The sequence below is a fragment of the Companilactobacillus bobalius genome, from assembly GCF_002179915.1.
Lineage (GTDB): Bacteria > Bacillota > Bacilli > Lactobacillales > Lactobacillaceae > Companilactobacillus > Companilactobacillus bobalius.
The window spans coordinates 216,185-233,260 of sequence record NZ_MYFM01000001.1; the positions used below are offsets into that span (position 1 = coordinate 216,185).

At 34.7% G+C, this 17,076-nt stretch carries 13 protein-coding genes; 7 read left to right on the top strand and 6 right to left on the bottom strand.

Features of this window, described 5'->3' with window-relative positions:
• Positions 1-79 precede the first annotated feature (79 nt).
• Positions 80-268, top strand: a complete 189-nt coding sequence (locus tag LKACC16343_RS01055; protein WP_056952609.1) for a 2-hydroxymuconate tautomerase — start codon at positions 80-82, stop codon at positions 266-268.
• Between the two features lie 33 nt (positions 269-301).
• On the top strand, positions 302-1,489 hold the full coding sequence (locus LKACC16343_RS01060) for a DUF2075 domain-containing protein (RefSeq protein ID WP_056952608.1): 1,188 nt from the start codon (positions 302-304) through the stop codon (positions 1,487-1,489).
• Positions 1,490-1,553: 64 nt separating this feature from the next.
• On the opposite strand, the gene LKACC16343_RS01065 is transcribed toward LKACC16343_RS01060, so the two are convergent.
• Both LKACC16343_RS01065 and lepB read right to left on the bottom strand, forming a co-directional pair.
• A complete protein-coding gene (locus tag LKACC16343_RS01065; protein WP_054642159.1) occupies positions 1,554-1,739 on the bottom strand; it encodes an LBP_cg2779 family protein in 186 nt (61 codons plus the stop codon).
• 36 nt (positions 1,740-1,775) lie between these two features.
• Positions 1,776-2,441 carry a signal peptidase I gene (gene lepB, locus LKACC16343_RS01070; protein ID WP_056952606.1) on the bottom strand — a complete coding sequence of 222 codons (666 nt, stop codon included), beginning with the start codon at positions 2,439-2,441 and terminating at the stop codon, positions 1,776-1,778.
• A 189-nt stretch (positions 2,442-2,630) separates the two neighbouring features.
• Here lepB and LKACC16343_RS01075 point away from each other — a divergent pair, with 189 nt between their 5' ends.
• From LKACC16343_RS01075 to LKACC16343_RS01085, 3 genes are read left to right on the top strand one after another with little or no spacing between them, the layout of a single operon-like run.
• Positions 2,631-3,392 (top strand): hypothetical protein, encoded by a 762-nt coding sequence (locus tag LKACC16343_RS01075; RefSeq protein ID WP_056952605.1) that lies wholly within the window; start codon positions 2,631-2,633, stop codon positions 3,390-3,392.
• A 41-nt stretch (positions 3,393-3,433) separates the two neighbouring features.
• Entirely contained in the window at positions 3,434-4,411 is a 978-nt protein-coding gene (locus LKACC16343_RS01080) for a hypothetical protein (protein ID WP_056952603.1), read from the top strand.
• A gap of 4 nt (positions 4,412-4,415) precedes the next feature.
• Complete coding sequence (locus LKACC16343_RS01085) at positions 4,416-5,768, top strand: RsmF rRNA methyltransferase first C-terminal domain-containing protein (RefSeq protein WP_056952602.1); 1,353 nt, start codon at positions 4,416-4,418, stop codon at positions 5,766-5,768.
• Here the strand turns inward: LKACC16343_RS01085 and fni are convergent.
• Genes fni through mvk form a run of 4 tightly spaced genes read right to left on the bottom strand, consistent with a single transcriptional unit; the run spans position 5,757 to position 9,813 of the window.
• On the bottom strand, positions 5,757-6,809 hold the full coding sequence (gene fni, locus LKACC16343_RS01090) for a type 2 isopentenyl-diphosphate Delta-isomerase (RefSeq protein ID WP_056952600.1): 1,053 nt from the start codon (positions 6,807-6,809) through the stop codon (positions 5,757-5,759). The genes LKACC16343_RS01085 and fni overlap by 12 nt on opposite strands.
• A complete protein-coding gene (locus tag LKACC16343_RS01095) occupies positions 6,802-7,881 on the bottom strand; it encodes a phosphomevalonate kinase (RefSeq protein WP_056952598.1) in 1,080 nt (359 codons plus the stop codon). Before LKACC16343_RS01095 ends, fni begins: the two co-directional genes overlap by 8 nt.
• Positions 7,882-7,904: 23 nt before the next feature.
• A complete protein-coding gene (gene mvaD, locus LKACC16343_RS01100; protein ID WP_082604529.1) occupies positions 7,905-8,879 on the bottom strand; it encodes a diphosphomevalonate decarboxylase in 975 nt (324 codons plus the stop codon).
• Entirely contained in the window at positions 8,863-9,813 is a 951-nt protein-coding gene (mvk, locus tag LKACC16343_RS01105; protein ID WP_087721245.1) for a mevalonate kinase, read from the bottom strand. The genes mvaD and mvk overlap by 17 nt, the downstream gene beginning before the upstream one ends.
• Before the next feature lie 102 nt (positions 9,814-9,915).
• Between mvk and LKACC16343_RS01110 the strand changes: the two genes are divergently transcribed.
• The gene (locus LKACC16343_RS01110) at positions 9,916-13,455 is read left to right on the top strand and encodes a PD-(D/E)XK nuclease family protein (RefSeq protein ID WP_056952594.1); all 3,540 of its coding nucleotides are present in this window, start codon (positions 9,916-9,918) and stop codon (positions 13,453-13,455) included.
• Complete coding sequence (addA, locus tag LKACC16343_RS01115; RefSeq protein ID WP_056952592.1) at positions 13,448-17,068, top strand: helicase-exonuclease AddAB subunit AddA; 3,621 nt, start codon at positions 13,448-13,450, stop codon at positions 17,066-17,068. Before LKACC16343_RS01110 ends, addA begins: the two co-directional genes overlap by 8 nt.
• The last annotated feature ends 8 nt before the right edge of the window (positions 17,069-17,076 follow it).

Genomic DNA, 17,076 nt, shown 5'->3' on the forward strand with positions numbered 1-17,076 from the left:
TTATTTCACAAAAGTTTGTTAAAGTAAAAATGTAGTAAAAATGAATATCAATCCATATATAAATAAAGGAGAAATTATTATGCCTCTAGTGCACATTGATCTTATCGAAGGCCGTAGTCCTGAGCAATTGAAGGGTATGGTTAAAGACGTTACTGAAGCTATTGTTAAAAATACTGGTGCTCCTGCAGAACATGTTCATGTCGTTTTGAATGAAATGGCTAAAGAACACTACGCTGTTGGTGGAATCTTAAAGAGTGACGAAAACTAAAAGCCGAAAGGCTTTTTTTAATTTGGAGGTAAAATGTTAGAATCAGTTTTTCCAAATAAGGACCTTACAAAGCAACAACAAATGATTTTTGATCAAATACTATCATTTACTAATCAAGGATTAAAAAGCCCTCAGAAGTCCATTTTTCAACTAAATGGGGATGCTGGCACGGGTAAGAGTGTTATCTTAACGCAACTATTCTTAAATATTGAAACGTTAGCAAAGCAGAACAAGACGGATAATTACTTTCTAGTTAATCATCCCGAGCTATTAAAGGTTTATCAAGAAAATGCCGGCGAATTCGATCAGTTACGCAAAAATCGTTTTCTCAGACCAACAACCTTTATCAATCGGATGCATAAAAATAAAAAACAGGCCGATGTAGTAGTAATTGATGAAGCACATTTATTACTAAGTGAGAGTGATAATTACAATAACTTTACACAGAAAAATCAATTAACTGAGATCATTAAACTAAGTAAAGTCGTAATCTTAGTTTTCGATGCTCATCAGGTTTTGAAATTAAAGAGTTATTGGTCAGACAACTTTTTACAACAAATTATTCCAGACCAAGTTAATTTTGAGAGTGCAACATTGACAACGCAAATGCGTATGCAAGCACCACAAAAAGTTTTACAGTGGATCAACGATTTAACCGATAATTTGCAAATCACCCCTTTAGAGCAAGAAAATACGGACTATTTATCAATGGATAGTACTTATGATTTTCGAGTTTATCAAGATGCTGAAAAAATGTATCAGGCCTTAAAGGAAAAGAATAAAGAAGTAGGAGAGTCAAGAATCGTAGCGACTGCCAATTATCCTTCGACTCTGGATGGAAAAAAACATTACGTCAATGAAGGTAACTTCCATCTACCATGGGATCAATATAATTATTCCAATACCACTTGGGCTCAGAAGCCAGAAACAATTAATGAAATTGGCTCAATTTATACTGTGCAAGGATTCGATTTGAACTATGTGGCAGTGATTATCGGACCGTCAGTTGCTTATGATAAAAATAGTCGTATCAAGATAGATATCGATAAATATGAGGATCAAGAAGCTTTCAAAAAGCGACATGATAACGATATTATTAATTTGAGTGATGTTAAAAAGAGAATTATTTTGAATTCAATGAATGTTCTATTAAAACGTGGGGTCAAAGGATGTTTTGTTTACTTTCATGATTCCAAAATATTTGATCAATTAAAAAAGTAAGGTATAGAAAAAGCCGACAATCAAAGGATTGTCGGCTTTTTAAGGGTAAACTACAAATATTGCATTATTGATGTAGTTTAATATATTCCAAAATAGTTTTTTCTTCGTCTTTAGTTGCTTCGTAGTCACCTGACTTCAAGTTATGAACACGTTCAACTGAAAGATGGCTTTCGAATGCAAATTGTGTATCATTCATATCTTTATCTTTTTCATACTGAATTATCATTTCAGCAATATTTGGTTTATCCATGAAACTACCTCCAATAAGTTTGTTTAAAACTTAAATCTAAAAGATTGCCCATCTAGTAAATGGCCAATAGCGCCACTTAACTTCACCAATGACACTCTTTTTATTAATGAAACCAATAATACGACTGTCTTTCGAAACAGTTCGATGATCTCCCATAACAAAGTAAGTTCCAGCAGGGACCTTGTTAGTTTTTTCAACTTTTTTTAGATAAGAATTGCTGTAACGTGTCTTATATTCGGGTGAATCCTTAGCTAGAGAACTTAAAGTGAAATCGTAGGTATAACTATAAGGTTTACCAGCATATAAACTAGTGTCAGGTTCCTTTAATTTAGAACCAGCCTTGAGGAAGTCCTCCTTGTATAGTTTACCATTAATATACATTTTGTTGTTCTTAGAAACCACTGTATCTCCTGGCAAACCGATTACCCGTTTGATATAAAATGAGCCAGCTTCGTCCGGAGCTTTCAAGACGATAACATCACCACGCGAAATCTTTGAGTGTCTAGCAGCGATTACTTTATCCCCATTCTCAAAGGTTGGTTGCATCGATGGTCCCGTTACCTTGTCATTAGAAAGAATGTACTTAAACCCTAAAAAGAAAATAGCGTAGATTGCAAGCGTCATAGCAATAGTTTGTAGCCAGAACTTCCAACCTGATTCTTCTTCCTTTTGAGGCCGACGTCTTCTATTATTTTCTGCCATGTTTCACCTCTTATATGTACTAACTAAGATATTACACTTTTTCGTAATTATTGGAAATAAATGTATTATTCTAACTAAAAATTTTAATATTATTTAATTTTTTCATGCTAATTATAACTTTATGTTGTATCAGGATTCTAGTAAACTATTAGCGGTATATTATAAATATCGGATCAATTGGGAGAAAAGATGGATTATATTAATAAATTGAAACAAGACGTAGCATTATTGCCAAATGGGATGAGATTCAATGTCAAAATTAGATTTATAGAACGTGTTTTTGATAGTTTATCTAATCATCAATTGCCAAAATATCATTTTCCTACTTTGGAATTAAGTGAAGATGAAATTACAGATTGCTTACGTGAGAATATGAATATCAAAGAGGCTGATTTTGAAGCTCTTTTGAAAAATTTGGAAACATTTGATCACGATCTCGACGAATTACGTACGCAATTACAGAATGAGTTTGGTTATTGGGCAACGATTACTCAAGATTTTGTTAAAAAATTAGTAACAGAATTTCCAAAACAAAGTTTTTTAGAATTGATGGCTGGTAATGGTTATTTATCTAAAGAATTACGTAATTTGGATGTAGAAACATACTGTACAGATGACTTAAGTTGGGCCAATCATAATCAAACGGGTAGAGATTTACTAACAAAAGTTGAATCAATGGATGCCCTAAAAGCTTTAGATGAGTACGGCAATAAAGTTGATAATGTTATCTTGGCTTGGAGCCCTGATCGTGAAGATATTGATGTTAAAGTGTTAAAAAGAATTCGTGAATTAGACGTGAATTTCTTGGTTATTGGTGAAAAATACGGTGCTACCAACAGCAAAGAATTTTGGGATCAGGCTAAACTGATTGATGATCCCCGTATTGAACGTATCAACCAAACCTATTCACATTATGATTTAGTCCACGATCAACTTTATCTAGTCAAATAGGGTAGAATAAGGTACAAGATAAAATAATAGGTGAGATATTTATGAAAAAGATAATATCAAGTATTGTTATTTTTCTGATAGTTTTGTTAACTGGCGTTGCTATCTCAAAAAGTGATTCGATCAAATACAACAATACAATGAACCGATTAGGTATGAGTGAACAAGCTATTGTTTTGCATACCAAATCTAAAAAGAATTTAGTTACGGCAGTTCAGGGATTAAGTAAGAAAAAGAAGGTTTCATCTTATCAACTGATCTTCTTTGAAAAAAGTAACAGTGATTTAGGATACATTTATGGGCATAATAAGATTAATAAATTACCGATAACTTCGGGACGTTATTTCTCGCAAGATGATTTTATCTCGCAAATTCCATTTGCAGTGCAAGGTAAATCATCTCAATTGGAATCCTATAAGCCTCAAGGCCAAGCGTACATTCAGATGGGTGATCGCTATATTTCAGTTATTGGTAATATCGGTTTTGACGGTGCGGATATTTTAAATGGTCAGACTTTGATCTCCTTGTCACCCAATCAACCAAAATCAAAACTTCATTTGAATCAGGTAACGACGGTCTTGGATGGTAATGCTCTTTCTAATAAGGAAAGTCTATCTAAAATTAAGAATGTTCTACATGCCAATTCATCTCACAAGTATGTACCACAGACGGATGATTTCACTAACGCTGAAACAGCTAATAATGGTGAAATGTATCTGGTTGGAATTGTTTTACTATTCGTTTTGATTGTCATTGTTGATTTCTACATTTTGGTTCCTTTGAAGTACGATCTATCTAGATCACACTTGACTGGTGACTTGAAGAATAATTATCAAAATGGTTTAATGATTCGTTACTTAATCTACACACTAGTTCCCTTTATTGCTGGTTATGCCGCAGTTAATTGGAAAATTGCTATTATTAGTCACAATACATTTAATATGTTCATATTAGTTTCTGTATTAATCACGATCCTAATAGGAATGTCACAAATAATCTTTACCAAAAAACGGAGTGAATAATTTAATGAAAGTCGATTTGAGTTCTGACTTTAAAGAAAAATATCGTAATTTAATGGGTGAACGTGCTGACAAACTATTTGATGCTATTCAACAAGATAGCCAAGAAGCTTTTCGCCTCAACCCACTTAAACCCAATTTTAAAAATGTTTCCTATTCTCTAGATCAACCACTTGAATACAGTAATATTGGTTATTTCGGTGAAATAAATGGTAATTCAATTGATCATTTATCAGGCTACGTTTACAGTCAAGAACCAAGTGCCATGTATGTTACTGAGATTCTTGATCCACAGGAAAATGAAAAAATTTTGGATCTCTGTGCGGCTCCTGGTAGTAAAACTACTTATATTGCTTCAAAAATGGCCTCTAAGGGCCTTTTAGTAAGCAATGAGATAAACACTAAGCGTGCCAAAGTACTGTCTTCTAACATCGAAAGAATGGGAATTTCTAATACTGTTGTTACTAACAATTCGCCTAAAGACTTTGAAAAGAAGTTTGGACAATTTTTTGACAAAATTCTAGTAGATGCGCCTTGTTCAGGTGAAGGAATGTTTCGTAAAGATCCTGAATCAGTCAAATATTGGTCTTTAGACTATGTGGAACAATGTGCTAACCGTCAGCAACATATCCTCGATTCAGCCTACAAATTATTAAATAATGGTGGTTCATTAGTATATTCAACTTGTACTTTTTCACCAGAGGAAAATGAACAAAATGTCGACTGGTTCTTGAAGAAATACCCCGATATGCATTTGGTAGATGTTAAAAAATATTCTGGTATGGAAGATGCTAAACCGGAGTGGGGGAATGACAATCCAGAATTGTCCAAAGCTTTAAGAATGTTTCCTGATCAATTCAATGGTGAAGGACATTTCATGTGCAAGATGGTTAAAGATGGCGATGTTGAAGAACCCAAAGAACGTCAAATCAGCAACAATTTAAAAAAAGACGATCTCAAGTTTGTTCGAAAATTTGCTAAAACCAATTTAACTTCTTTGAATGAAAATAACTGGTTACGCATCAGTGATTTCTTATATCAAGCTGCTAGCTTGGATAATCGTTTTAAGGGATTACATATCTTGAGAAATGGTTTAAAACTGGGAGAATTCAAAAAAAATAGGTTTGAGCCCGATATCGCTTGGATATTGGCACTCAAACCTGAAATATTAAAAACTGTTTTTGAATTAGATGATGATCAATTTGAAAAATATCTTCATGGTGAATCGATCATTTTAAAAGAGCGTCCTGACTTCGATAACAAATGGATTGGCTTGTCTTATCAAGGTAAACTCTTCAGTTGGGGACGTTACAGCAATTCTCAAATAAAAAACGTCTATCCTAAAGGATTAAGACGGTAAAATAATATTACGTTGTTTAGCGTAATTCACTAGTCTTCCATCAAAGATGATGGGGGCTTTTTTTATATCTGCGATTGATTTAGCACCAATGGCAGCCATAATCAATCGTAATTGTTTAACGAATTCATCAAAGAAAATTTCCGTTTCACTTAAAGAATACTTTTGTAAGTGATGTAAAACTAATCCGGACATACCAACTGCACTGGCTCCCATGCGGATAGCCTTGATGACATCCATTGGTGTTCTAATGCCGCCGGAAGCGAAGATAGTCATTTTATTTTGATAGGGGATAGACTCTAAAAGTGATTCGATAGTTGAAAGTGAAAATCTATCTAAATAAGTCAAATCCAATTCATGATTACGAGCACTCTCAATTTGGGCAAAATCAGTCCCACCAAATCCGGAGACATCAACGTATTTGACGCCAACTTTATAAAGATCAGCTAGATTATCTTTTGACATTCCAAAACCAACCTCTTTAACGATTACAGGTACATTGACTGAGGCAACAATTTGTTTAATATTGTCTAGCCACATGAATTCTTTGTCGCCTTCAGGCATTGCTAATTCCTGTAGAGCATTCAAGTGAACCTGTAGGGCATTAGCCTCTATCAAATCAATAGCCGTTTGAGCTTGTTGAGCATTGGCTTTAGCAGAAACATTGGCGGCTACGAATCCTTCTGGATCGTTATCTCGTAGAACAGAAAATGAATTTTTAGTTTCCTCGGGCAAGCGAAGATAGACTCCCATTGAACCACTGGAAACGGGAATATTCAATTTGTGAGCCAATTGAGCTAATTCAGTATTAAATCTGGTCGATTGCTTAGATCCACCAGTGATTGCGTTGAAGTATATAGGTAAAGCCATTTTCTGATTTATGAATTGAGTTGAAAGATCAATCTGTTTCAAGTTCAATTCGGGTAAGGCGTTATGTAATAATCTAACACCATCAAAATCAGCAAATGACTCTTCTGTGAAGTATTTTTCAGCTAAGAAAAGATGTTCAACTTTACGTTGAATTTGGGCATCTTGTTTAGGCATGAGCAATTATTTCTCCGATTTTTAAAGTAAGAGGGGTAATTCCAACTTTTTGCCACTCTTTTTTCAATTCAGCGACATTTAAGTTCTTATCGCTTAAGACGATTCCACAATCGCCTCCACCGGCACCGGAAGTCTTAGCGGAACCACCAAGCTTTTCAGCAATATCACAAAGGCTAGTTAGTAGGTCAGTTTCAATATGAACGTCACTGAATTCAGCCAAATCATCTAGTAAAGAACGATATTTGCTAAACATTTTCTTAATCAAGGCTGAATCATTGTTCTTAAAGCCTTTGATCAATTGTTCAACATTTTTACGGCTTTCTTGTAAGAAATGTTGATATTTTTTAACTTTTTGAGCCTTAGTCAAGGCAATACGATCAACTAGAATGGAGGTAGAAGCTGGAGAACCAGTCCAACCAACTGTTAATTCGAGGTCTTTAGGTAATTCTAAACTTTGAATCTTTAGTTGTGGCCAATCTAAGGATAAAATTTCAGTAATACTGTGATTGCGAATCATGTTAAAGATCCAGTTTCGGTCTGGAGAGTAATAGGCTACGATGCCACCAAAGGCACTAGCAGCGATATCTCCCAAACTACCATTTCCTTGAACGGATAGGTGTGAAATAGCAGCAATTTTGTAAATATCCATCGCTGACAGATCTAAGTGATAAAAATCGCCTAAAGTTTTAACTACGGCGACAGTTACGGCTGCCGATGAGCCTAAACCATATTTCTTACCATCTTGGGAATCAAGTTCACTTGTAACTAGTAAGTCGTAGTAACTTAACTTCTTACCACGTTCTAGGGCGTATTTTTCAATGAACTTAATAGCTGCCAGAATGTATTGGAGTTGACTTTCAGAATCATCAAAGACTAGTTCAGTTCCTTGACGATTCCAGTGAATAAGTTCCTTATTTAAGTTTTTTGACTGGATAGTTCCACCATTCTGGGTCTTATTGACAGTAACGGTAACGTACTTATTTACTGATGTAAGTACGGCGGGAAATCCTGTTTCAACAACAGCATATTCTCCAGCCAAATATAATTTTCCAGGTGCTTTTCCTGTAGACAAAATATCATACCTTTCAATTTATATCAGATGTATTGGATGCCACTACCGATATTAGCAACAACGCAAGATACATTGGATAATTGTTCCTCAATGTATTTTTGAACCTTAGTAATCGATTCATTAGTACATATAATTTTAACATTCGGACCGGCATCAATTGTAGCATATGCAAGGATGCCTTTTTGACGTAATTCTTGAATTATTTGAAAAATTCGAATCGTCTCTGGTTCGAAATATGTAAATGAAGGATTAGCTGAAAGCGTTAAAGCATGCATGCTCATAGCGTTGTGTTCGGCAATTTCTCCAATCCTTTGGATATCTTTTTTGGCAATTGCTTGCTTAATTTCTTTTATCTCTGAAGCCACTAGTGTAACCCAATTTGGATAAAAAGGGGAGGTTTTTACGCTATTTTCCATCCCTACGGTAGAAGAAATCTTTTTACTACCTTTATTAATAACTACAGATAATAACGTTAAATCAATTTGTGGATTCTCGTCAATAGGTGTAGCAAAAGAGGTTTCATTATTATCACCAGCAATCCATTCGACAAAACCACCATAAATTGACCGACTAGCGGAGCCAGAACCATTACGAGCTAAAATTGAAAGTTCTTTTTTATTTAAATTTAATTGTTTAGTTTCATTAATTGCAGCTGCTAAAGCCGCAAATCCTGAAGCCGAAGAGGCAAAACCAGCTGAAGTGGGAACGTGATTAACCGTATCTACGATGAAGTGATCGTCAAAACTATAAAACTTACGAACGGTATCCAAATATTTGAGAATACGTTTATTCTGAGTTTCATCCAATAATTTATGATTCAAATAGACTGTATCGTGATCATTGTCAGCTACCGTTAGTTTAGTATCGGTATAAAAGCGATCCAGTGTTAATGAAAGACTATTGGTCCATGGTAATTTTAAGGTTTGATCCTTTTTACCCCAATATTTGATTAAAGCAATATTTGTAAAAGCACGTGCTGTTCTAACCAATGTCTTCATCCTCCGCATAAATTGATAATGGTTGAATCCAGGTTTGTTCGGCACCAGATTTGATCAAAGCCTTTTGAATCATTTGAGCGTTTTTTAAATTTCTAGCTAAACAAATGATACAACCACCACGGCCACCACCAGTAATTTTACTACCTAAGGCACCAGCATGGTTGGCGGCTTCAATTAATTTGTCAGTTTTAGGAATAGCTAAGTTCAATTTAGTTAAGGCTTCATTAGCTAAAGTGAAGACTAGACCCAATTTTTTGAGATTGCCCTTAATAAGGTAGTCACTAGCTTGAGTAGCGTAGTCGCCTAATTGTTGTAAGTAGGCTCCAATTTTCTTAGGTTCTTGATCATACATTTTTCTAACGTCAGCAACCGTTTCTTTGGTACGACCTTTAACACCGGAATCAGCAATAACAATAAAGCCATCAGAATTAAAGTTGAAGTGTTCAGGTTCCACATCTTTACCGAACTTAATTGGATCATCAGAACTAACTGTCAAGGCATCCAAGCCGCTAGCTTTACCATGAGTAATAGTTTCTGATTTGTTGACGTAATCTAATAATAGTTGGTGACTCAAGTCTTTGTTGAAAAAATTGAAGAAGGCACGTGTGATTGCAGCCGCAATAGCAGCTGAAGAGCCCATACCTCGTTCAATTGGCAAACCACTATCTATATTGATAGTGTAGTTTAAATGATCTTTGTTCAACTCAGAATCCAGTAAGCTAACTAAATACTTTACGCCTGACAATGAGTCAGGGATTTTATCTATTTTTCCTGCATAGTACTTTGAAATTAAAGAATTTTCTTTACTTTGTTGCATTTTGACGATCACGGGGATGCTCAACAGTGGGATTGCAAATGCAGGGTAGCCATAAACTACCGCATGTTCTCCCATTATGATCGTTTTCCCATGACTTTTTCCTATTCCTTTAAGCACATGCTCACCTCAATTTCTCTAAGTCTTTATTTTATACATCTATTGGTGTGATTTCCACTTTCAAACGACCAACTATGATAGAATTTTTTCGGGTGATGAATAATGACATTAAATTTTGTACTAGGTAAAAACCAATTTGATCATCATAAAAAGATGATGAAGTTGTTCCAAGAGGATTATACCAAGGATCCGACCGGACAATTCTTCTTTTTAGTACCAAATCACATAAAATTTGAATCAGAAGTCAATATTTTAAAATATTTTCAAAAAGACAATGATTCATTAATCGCAACTAATAACGTCCAAACCTTTTCGTTCTCGCGATTAGCTTGGTACTTTTTGCGTGACAGTAGCGATTATAATTTAGAAACCTTAACACAAACTAAATCAGCTATGTTATTGAAAAATATTGTTCAAGAACATAAGTCTGAGTTAAAAATATTTGCTGGAATGATCGACAAGCCGGGATTCATTGACCAGATGATTTCTCAATTCGATGAATTCATGAATGGACAGGTTCAACCAGATGACATTGATCTAGCTTTAAATTCTGAACAACAAGGTATTTTTGTCGATAAAATCAAGGAATTGAATCTGATGTACGGAGCTTATTTAGAACAGATTCAAAACTACAATACAAATGACTTTCAACTGAATTCATTAGCTGATTTTTTGAATACTAAGATTGGAACCTTTCATTATTACTTTTACATTGAAGGTTTTTCATCCTTTACAGCGACGGAATCCAATTTGGTTAAATCAATGTTGATCAATAGTGGTAGTTTGAATATCTCATTGGTATTGGATCAACCCGTTTTTGAATCCACTGATGAGTCCGACTTTTTCTTCCGTCCAGCTGCAACGTATCAACAGCTTCACGAGATGGCTAAGCAAAATCGTATTGTAACAAGAAATTACTTTGCCGATGAAAAAAGAATTAGTCCAGATTTGAGTAAACTAGAAGATTACTGGATTGAATCTAATATTGGTGGTATTAAAAAGAGTGGTTTAGATAGTCAAAATTCCGTTCAGATTTGGAAATGTACTGATAAGCAGACCGAAGTTTCAGCTATTAGTACCTATATCCGCCAATTAGTGGCTACACAAGATTATCGCTACAAAGACTTTTTAATTGTAGCCCGTGATTTATCCGAATATGGTTCATTTATTGAGTCCTTTATGGAAAACAACCAAGTACCATATTTCATTGATCTACAAAAGAAGATGGCTAATCATCCCTTCAAACGTTTAATTGATTTACTGTTTGCTATCGTTAATCGTGGTTTACAAGTAGATGATGTGATTAGTTTATTAAGAACAGAATTGCTGATACCGGAAGGATTTAGAGATAACCTTCAACTTTTCCGACAAGCGGTCGACTTAACTGAAAACTATGCGTTGACTAACGGAATTACTAAACGTGGTTGGATGGGAAAAAGCTTTAAGCCAGATGTTAAATTAGATCCCGTAGTTGATAAGATCAAAATATCTGAATACCAATTGATCAATCAAATCAAAGAATTTGTAAAAAATGTTTACAATCAATTGGAAAAATTCTTGAAGAAAGAACACTCTTCAATTGATAGTGTCAGCTTCTTATATAATTTCTTAGAACAGAATCATGTTTTTGACACATTATTGCTATGGCAACAGCAAGCAACTGAACAAAAAAATCTAACTTTAGCAAATCAACCCGAACAAATCGTCAGTTTATTCAATCAAATTTTGGATGAGTATGTTTCAGTTTTCGGTGAACGTGAATTTGACTCCAAAGATTTTATTGAGATTTTGGATGCAGCTTTTGAAAATGCTACTTATTCACAGATTCCCTCAACTTTGGATGCTGTCAGCATTTCAGAAATAGGGATGATTCAACCTAACAACCGAAAAATCACATTTATTCTTGGTTCAACAACCAACAATATGCCCGGAACAACAGTTTCCAACGATATTGTAACCGATGATGAACGACTATTCCTCAATGGTGAGCTAACTGATGGCAAGTATTTGAATGAACCAGATGAAGTCATGAATAATTCTGAGCCATTCTTGCATGACATTACTTTCACAACTGGTTCCCAACGGTTAATTTTCACGTATCCTAACTTTACTGAAGATAATAAGCAGCAAGACTTATCAAGCTATGTAGTCCGAATTAAAAATCATTTTCGTTTAGATGAACAGTTAGTTCTATTGAATCCTTCAAGCGATGATCAATCTGAGAACGAAGTTATCCGTTATTTAGGATCTAAAGCTTCCAGTTTGAATTACCTGATTCGAGTTTCGCGTTCTGCATTAGACAATAAAACCGACTTACCAGATGCTTGGAAATATGTCCGCAGTGTCTTATTAAATGAGGAACCAGAAACTTCAGAATTTGCTTTAAGTTCATTGAGTTACCAAAACATTCCTCAAAGTTTAAATCTAGATACGGTCGAAGCTCTATACGGAAAAAATATCAATGTCTCTATTTCTCAATTAGAAACATTTTACATGAACGAATACGAATATTTCTTAAAGTACGGCCTAAGATTAAAACCCAGACGTTTATTTGAAATTACACCAGCACAGACAGGGTCAATTTTCCATGCGGTCTTGGATAGTTTGGTTAAATACTTACATCAGGAACAAGGCCGTTCATTGCGTGACATGTCTGATGGTGATATTCAGAACTTGGTTACTGATTTGTTTACCGCTCAAATTGATTTACCGGAGAATCGAATTTTTAACTCTTCTGCTCGAATGCAATATATTGCCAACAAGTTAAAGACTACTTTGATTCAATTAGTTAAAAATATGAAGCTACAGTTCCTACGTAACAGCTCTGAACCCGAGAAATCAGAAGTAACTTTTGGTCGTATCAACAATAAACAGGATCTACCTGGTCTTTCTTATCAGATTCCGGGCGGCCATTTAGTTAATGTTCGTGGAAAAATTGACCGTATCGATGAAATGGTTTTGGATGACATCACTTATCTAACTATCATTGATTACAAGTCTGGTAATAAAAGTTTTGATTTCTCACAATTCTTAGATGGAATCACTATGCAGATGCCAACTTATATTCAAAGTGTGCTGAATAATCTTCATCTGTTGACCGAACGTAAAAATGCCAAAGTTGGTGGGGCTCTATATGAACACATTCAGAATCCTTTGATCACTTTGGATCGTTCTTTAATCAATACGAAATCGTTAGATGATTCTGCAGATATTCAAGATAGTGATATTCAGAATAAGATTTTTAAGGAATTCCAATTAAACGGACTTTTAGTAAATGATGAAGAATTATTGGCTAACATCGATACCCAGGCTCTTACTAAGCAAGGGAAAGTTGCTAAAACCTCACCAGTCGTAAAAAAAGGTTCTAATAATGTTATTTCTGAAAATGATTTATTCAGAATATTGAATTACAACGATCACCTGATTCGTCAGGCTGGTGAAAAAATTTATTCTGGTAATTTAAATTTGAACCCTTATCGTTATGGTCAAATGACTGGTTTACAATACAGCGATTATCGACCTATTTTTGAATTCGATGCAATGTTGCCAGAGAACGAATATCATGATGTTATTAATTACAATAAAGAAAATGTTATTAAAGAAATACAAAATATTTTAGAGGATGGTGAAGAGGATGCCTAAATGGACTGACGATCAGGAAAAAGCCATTTATCATCGTGGACACGATATTCTAGTTTCAGCGGCGGCTGGTTCTGGTAAAACGACTATTTTGATTGAACGTATCGTTGAAATGTTAAAAGACGGCGAAAACATTGATAATCTTTTGGTAGCCACTTTTACTGATGCAGCAGCGTTAGAAATGAAAGAACGTCTTCTAAAAAGAATCAAAGAACTTGTAAACGATAGAGACTTGGATGCAGAAACTCACAAACATCTTCAAAAACAAATTTTTCGAGTTCCCATCTCTAATATCAGTACTCTACATGCATTTTGTTTGAGTATTATCAAAAAGTTCTATTACGTCATTGATTTAGATCCTAATTTTCGTCTATTGAGTGATACGACTGAACAGTCGATTATGAAAGAACAAGCCTATGATAATTTGCGTAATAAGTATTATGACAAGGATGATGCCGATTTTATTAAATTGACTGATAACTTTACGGACGATCGTAGTGACGATGGTTTGAAGGATGTTGTCTTTAAGTTGTATGATTTTGCAATCACCAATGCCGAAACGCAACAATGGCTGGACGACTTGATTGCTACATATCAGTTTACTGACAGTTTTTCTGAATCGGACTTTTACAAAAGGGACGTTGTTCCACAACTTAAACAACGTTTAGAACAATTAATTGAATTAGCTAATCAAGGAATTGATTTAGCAGGCGAAGATGATTTAGTTAATAATTCACTTTTCGAGACATTTGACGAGGCTAAGAAAAACTTGGGAGTCTTGGAAGATGAAGTAGGGGCAAAAACATATTCCGAGATCAGAACTGAATTGATTGGTTTCAAATTAAAAACTGCTAAACGTCTTTCCAAAGATGATAAAGAAGGTAACGATCTAACTCTATTAGAAAAAAGTAAAAAAGTACGTGACCAATTAAAACGTCAGCTAGATAAACTGTTTAACGATTTCTTTGTGCAATCAGAAGCGGGTGTTCAAGAATCCTTGGTACAATCACAAGCCATTATTGCCAAATTAGTCGAGGTTGAACGTGGCTTTATCAAAGAATACGGTCGTTTGAAGAATAATAGTCATACTTTGGATTTCAACGATTTGGAACACATGGCCGTAAAAATTTTACAAACTCCAGTTGATGAACATATGGTGGCACTTGATTACTACCAAACTAAATTTCATGAATTGATGATTGACGAGTATCAAGATGTCAATGCCATGCAAGAAAAAATCATCCAACTTTTGTCAAATGACGACAATCACATCTTCATGGTGGGGGATATTAAACAGTCAATTTACGGCTTCAGACAAGCCGCACCGTACATTTTTGCTCAAAAATATGAAGATTTTCAAGATCCGGATAATCCTAGTGAATTGATTCAATTATCTAAGAACTTCCGTTCAGCTAAGTCAGTTGACGACTTCGTTAACCAGATTTTCAAACGTATTTTTGATAAAAAAATCGGTGATATTGATTATGATGATAAGTCTAAATTAATTCCTGGAACTAACTTCCCAGAGACAGTCGATAGTGAAAATGAATTCAATCTATTAGTGAACAATGATGATGAGGACGTTGAAAAGCGTCAATTGTTGATTGAAAATGCTGCCAAAAGAATTCAAATGTTGATTAAAGATCAATACCAAATTTATGATAGTAAAAAAGATGAGATGAGAACAATCAAATATTCCGATATTGCCATTCTTTCTAGAACTAAGGAAAACAATACTGATTTAATCTCTTATTTTGCTAAAGCCGATATTCCTATCATGGTTACTGATGCCCAGAACTATTTTCAAACGACCGAATTACAAATTATGATGTCAATGTTAAACATTATTGATAATCCCTATCAAGATATTCCATTAGTAGCTGTATTACGCTCACCAATTGTGGGATTAAATGAAGAAGAACTGGCCGAAATTCGTCTTGTAGATAAACAAGAATTCTACTTTACAGCTTTGAACGAATATCTACACGCTGAAACTTCAAAAGAAGGCATTAAGAATAAAGTCCAAGCTTTTTTGTTACAATTGGAAAATTACCGTGATTTTGCCAATAAAAATTCTATTGCACGTCTGATTTGGAAGATTTATCAAGAAACAGGTCTCTTAGAATATGTCTCAGGGATGCCTGGAGGTAAGCAGCGGGCAGCCAATTTACATGCTTTGTACCAACGAGCTAATGCTTATGAGGAGACTAACTATAAAGGCTTACATCAATTTATTAATTTTATTCAACGGATGCAGGACCTCGATAAAGATTTGTCACAACCTAATAGCATTGAAGCAACTGATGATACCGTCAAAGTCATGACAGTCCACGCTTCCAAAGGATTGGAATTTCCAATTGTAATTTATTTGGATATGGCTAAACAATTCAACAAACTTGATTTCCAAGGTCAAACTGTTTTTGACACTGACCAAGGAATTGGAATCACACTAATTAATAGTCAGACTCGCTTGAAGTATAGTACTATTCAACATAGCGTTATCAGTAACCGCCGTAAAGTTGCTACTACTTCAGAAGAGATGCGTTTGCTATATGTAGCTTTGACTCGTGCCAAACAAAAATTGATCATGTTTGGTTTTACTAAAGAAGCTGAAGATACCATCAATTCTTGGGATGAAGTTAGTCCTAAGACAGGTGTGATCAACGAAGCTATTCGTCTAAAAGCCAACAATTTCCAAGATTTAGTTGGTATCAGTACTTTATCTGATGAAGATCGTAAAGCGATTTCTGATGAGTTGTATCTAAACGAAAAATGTAACTTACGTCTGAATCTAGTTTATCCCGAAGCTAAAGGCAATCTGGCCTCTAAAATTATTATTCCTAAGAAGGTTCCTGTTGAGCCATCCGATCTATTTAAGAAGACCGTTAAACAGTTGCTCGATTTCGACTATCATTATCAAGAATCAGTTGACACAACAGCTTATCAATCAGTTTCTGAAATCAAAGGTCTGTTTGCTGATCCTGATGATGAGAATATGGCCGAAGACTTGTTAGAGGACAAATCTCGCTATAATTTAGGTTCATTTGCAAAACCACAATTTTTAACAAAGACTAAAAAAGTAACTGCCGCCGAAGTAGGTAGTGCTACTCATTTAGTTCTGCAAAAAATCAGTTTGGATAAAACGCCCGAAATTATCGACTTTCAGGACTTGATTCAGCAAATGGTCAATGAAAAACTATTAACGGATGAATTAGCAGAAAAAATCGATTGTCAGAGCTTAGCTAACTTTTATCAAAGCAACTTAGGGCAGATGATTATCGAGCATCATAATGATGTTAGTCGTGAATTTCCTTGTTCAATTCTGATGCCAGCACAAAAATTGTTTAAAAACTCGTCAAAAGACTATTCTATTAACGATAAAATATTAGTTCATGGTATTATTGATGGAGTAATTGAATTAGATCATGGAATAATAATTTTTGACTATAAAACTGATCATGTGACTGATCAAAATTTTGAAGAATTAGTCTCTAAATATTCCGGACAAGTCAATTTATACGCAGAAGCTATTTCTGTGATTAAGAACAAACCCGTCGTGGGTAAATATCTTTACTTCTTGAAGGTCAATAAAGCTGTTGATTTACAAGAAAAATGAAGATGAGA

Bases quoted from the DNA above. Each gene is read 5' to 3' on its own strand.
- LKACC16343_RS01055 (WP_056952609.1), top strand. From the start codon at position 80: ATGCCTCTAGTGCACATTGATCTTATCGAAGGCCGTAGTCCTGAGCAA.
- LKACC16343_RS01060 (WP_056952608.1), top strand. From the start codon at position 302: ATGTTAGAATCAGTTTTTCCAAATAAGGACCTTACAAAGCAACAACAA.
- LKACC16343_RS01065 (WP_054642159.1), bottom strand. From the start codon at position 1,739: ATGGATAAACCAAATATTGCTGAAATGATAATTCAGTATGAAAAAGAT.
- lepB (WP_056952606.1), bottom strand. From the start codon at position 2,441: ATGGCAGAAAATAATAGAAGACGTCGGCCTCAAAAGGAAGAAGAATCA.
- LKACC16343_RS01075 (WP_056952605.1), top strand. From the start codon at position 2,631: ATGGATTATATTAATAAATTGAAACAAGACGTAGCATTATTGCCAAAT.
- LKACC16343_RS01080 (WP_056952603.1), top strand. From the start codon at position 3,434: ATGAAAAAGATAATATCAAGTATTGTTATTTTTCTGATAGTTTTGTTA.
- LKACC16343_RS01085 (WP_056952602.1), top strand. From the start codon at position 4,416: ATGAAAGTCGATTTGAGTTCTGACTTTAAAGAAAAATATCGTAATTTA.
- fni (WP_056952600.1), bottom strand. From the start codon at position 6,809: ATGCCTAAACAAGATGCCCAAATTCAACGTAAAGTTGAACATCTTTTC.
- mvaD (WP_082604529.1), bottom strand. From the start codon at position 8,879: ATGAAGACATTGGTTAGAACAGCACGTGCTTTTACAAATATTGCTTTA.
- LKACC16343_RS01110 (WP_056952594.1), top strand. From the start codon at position 9,916: ATGACATTAAATTTTGTACTAGGTAAAAACCAATTTGATCATCATAAA.
- addA (WP_056952592.1), top strand. From the start codon at position 13,448: ATGCCTAAATGGACTGACGATCAGGAAAAAGCCATTTATCATCGTGGA.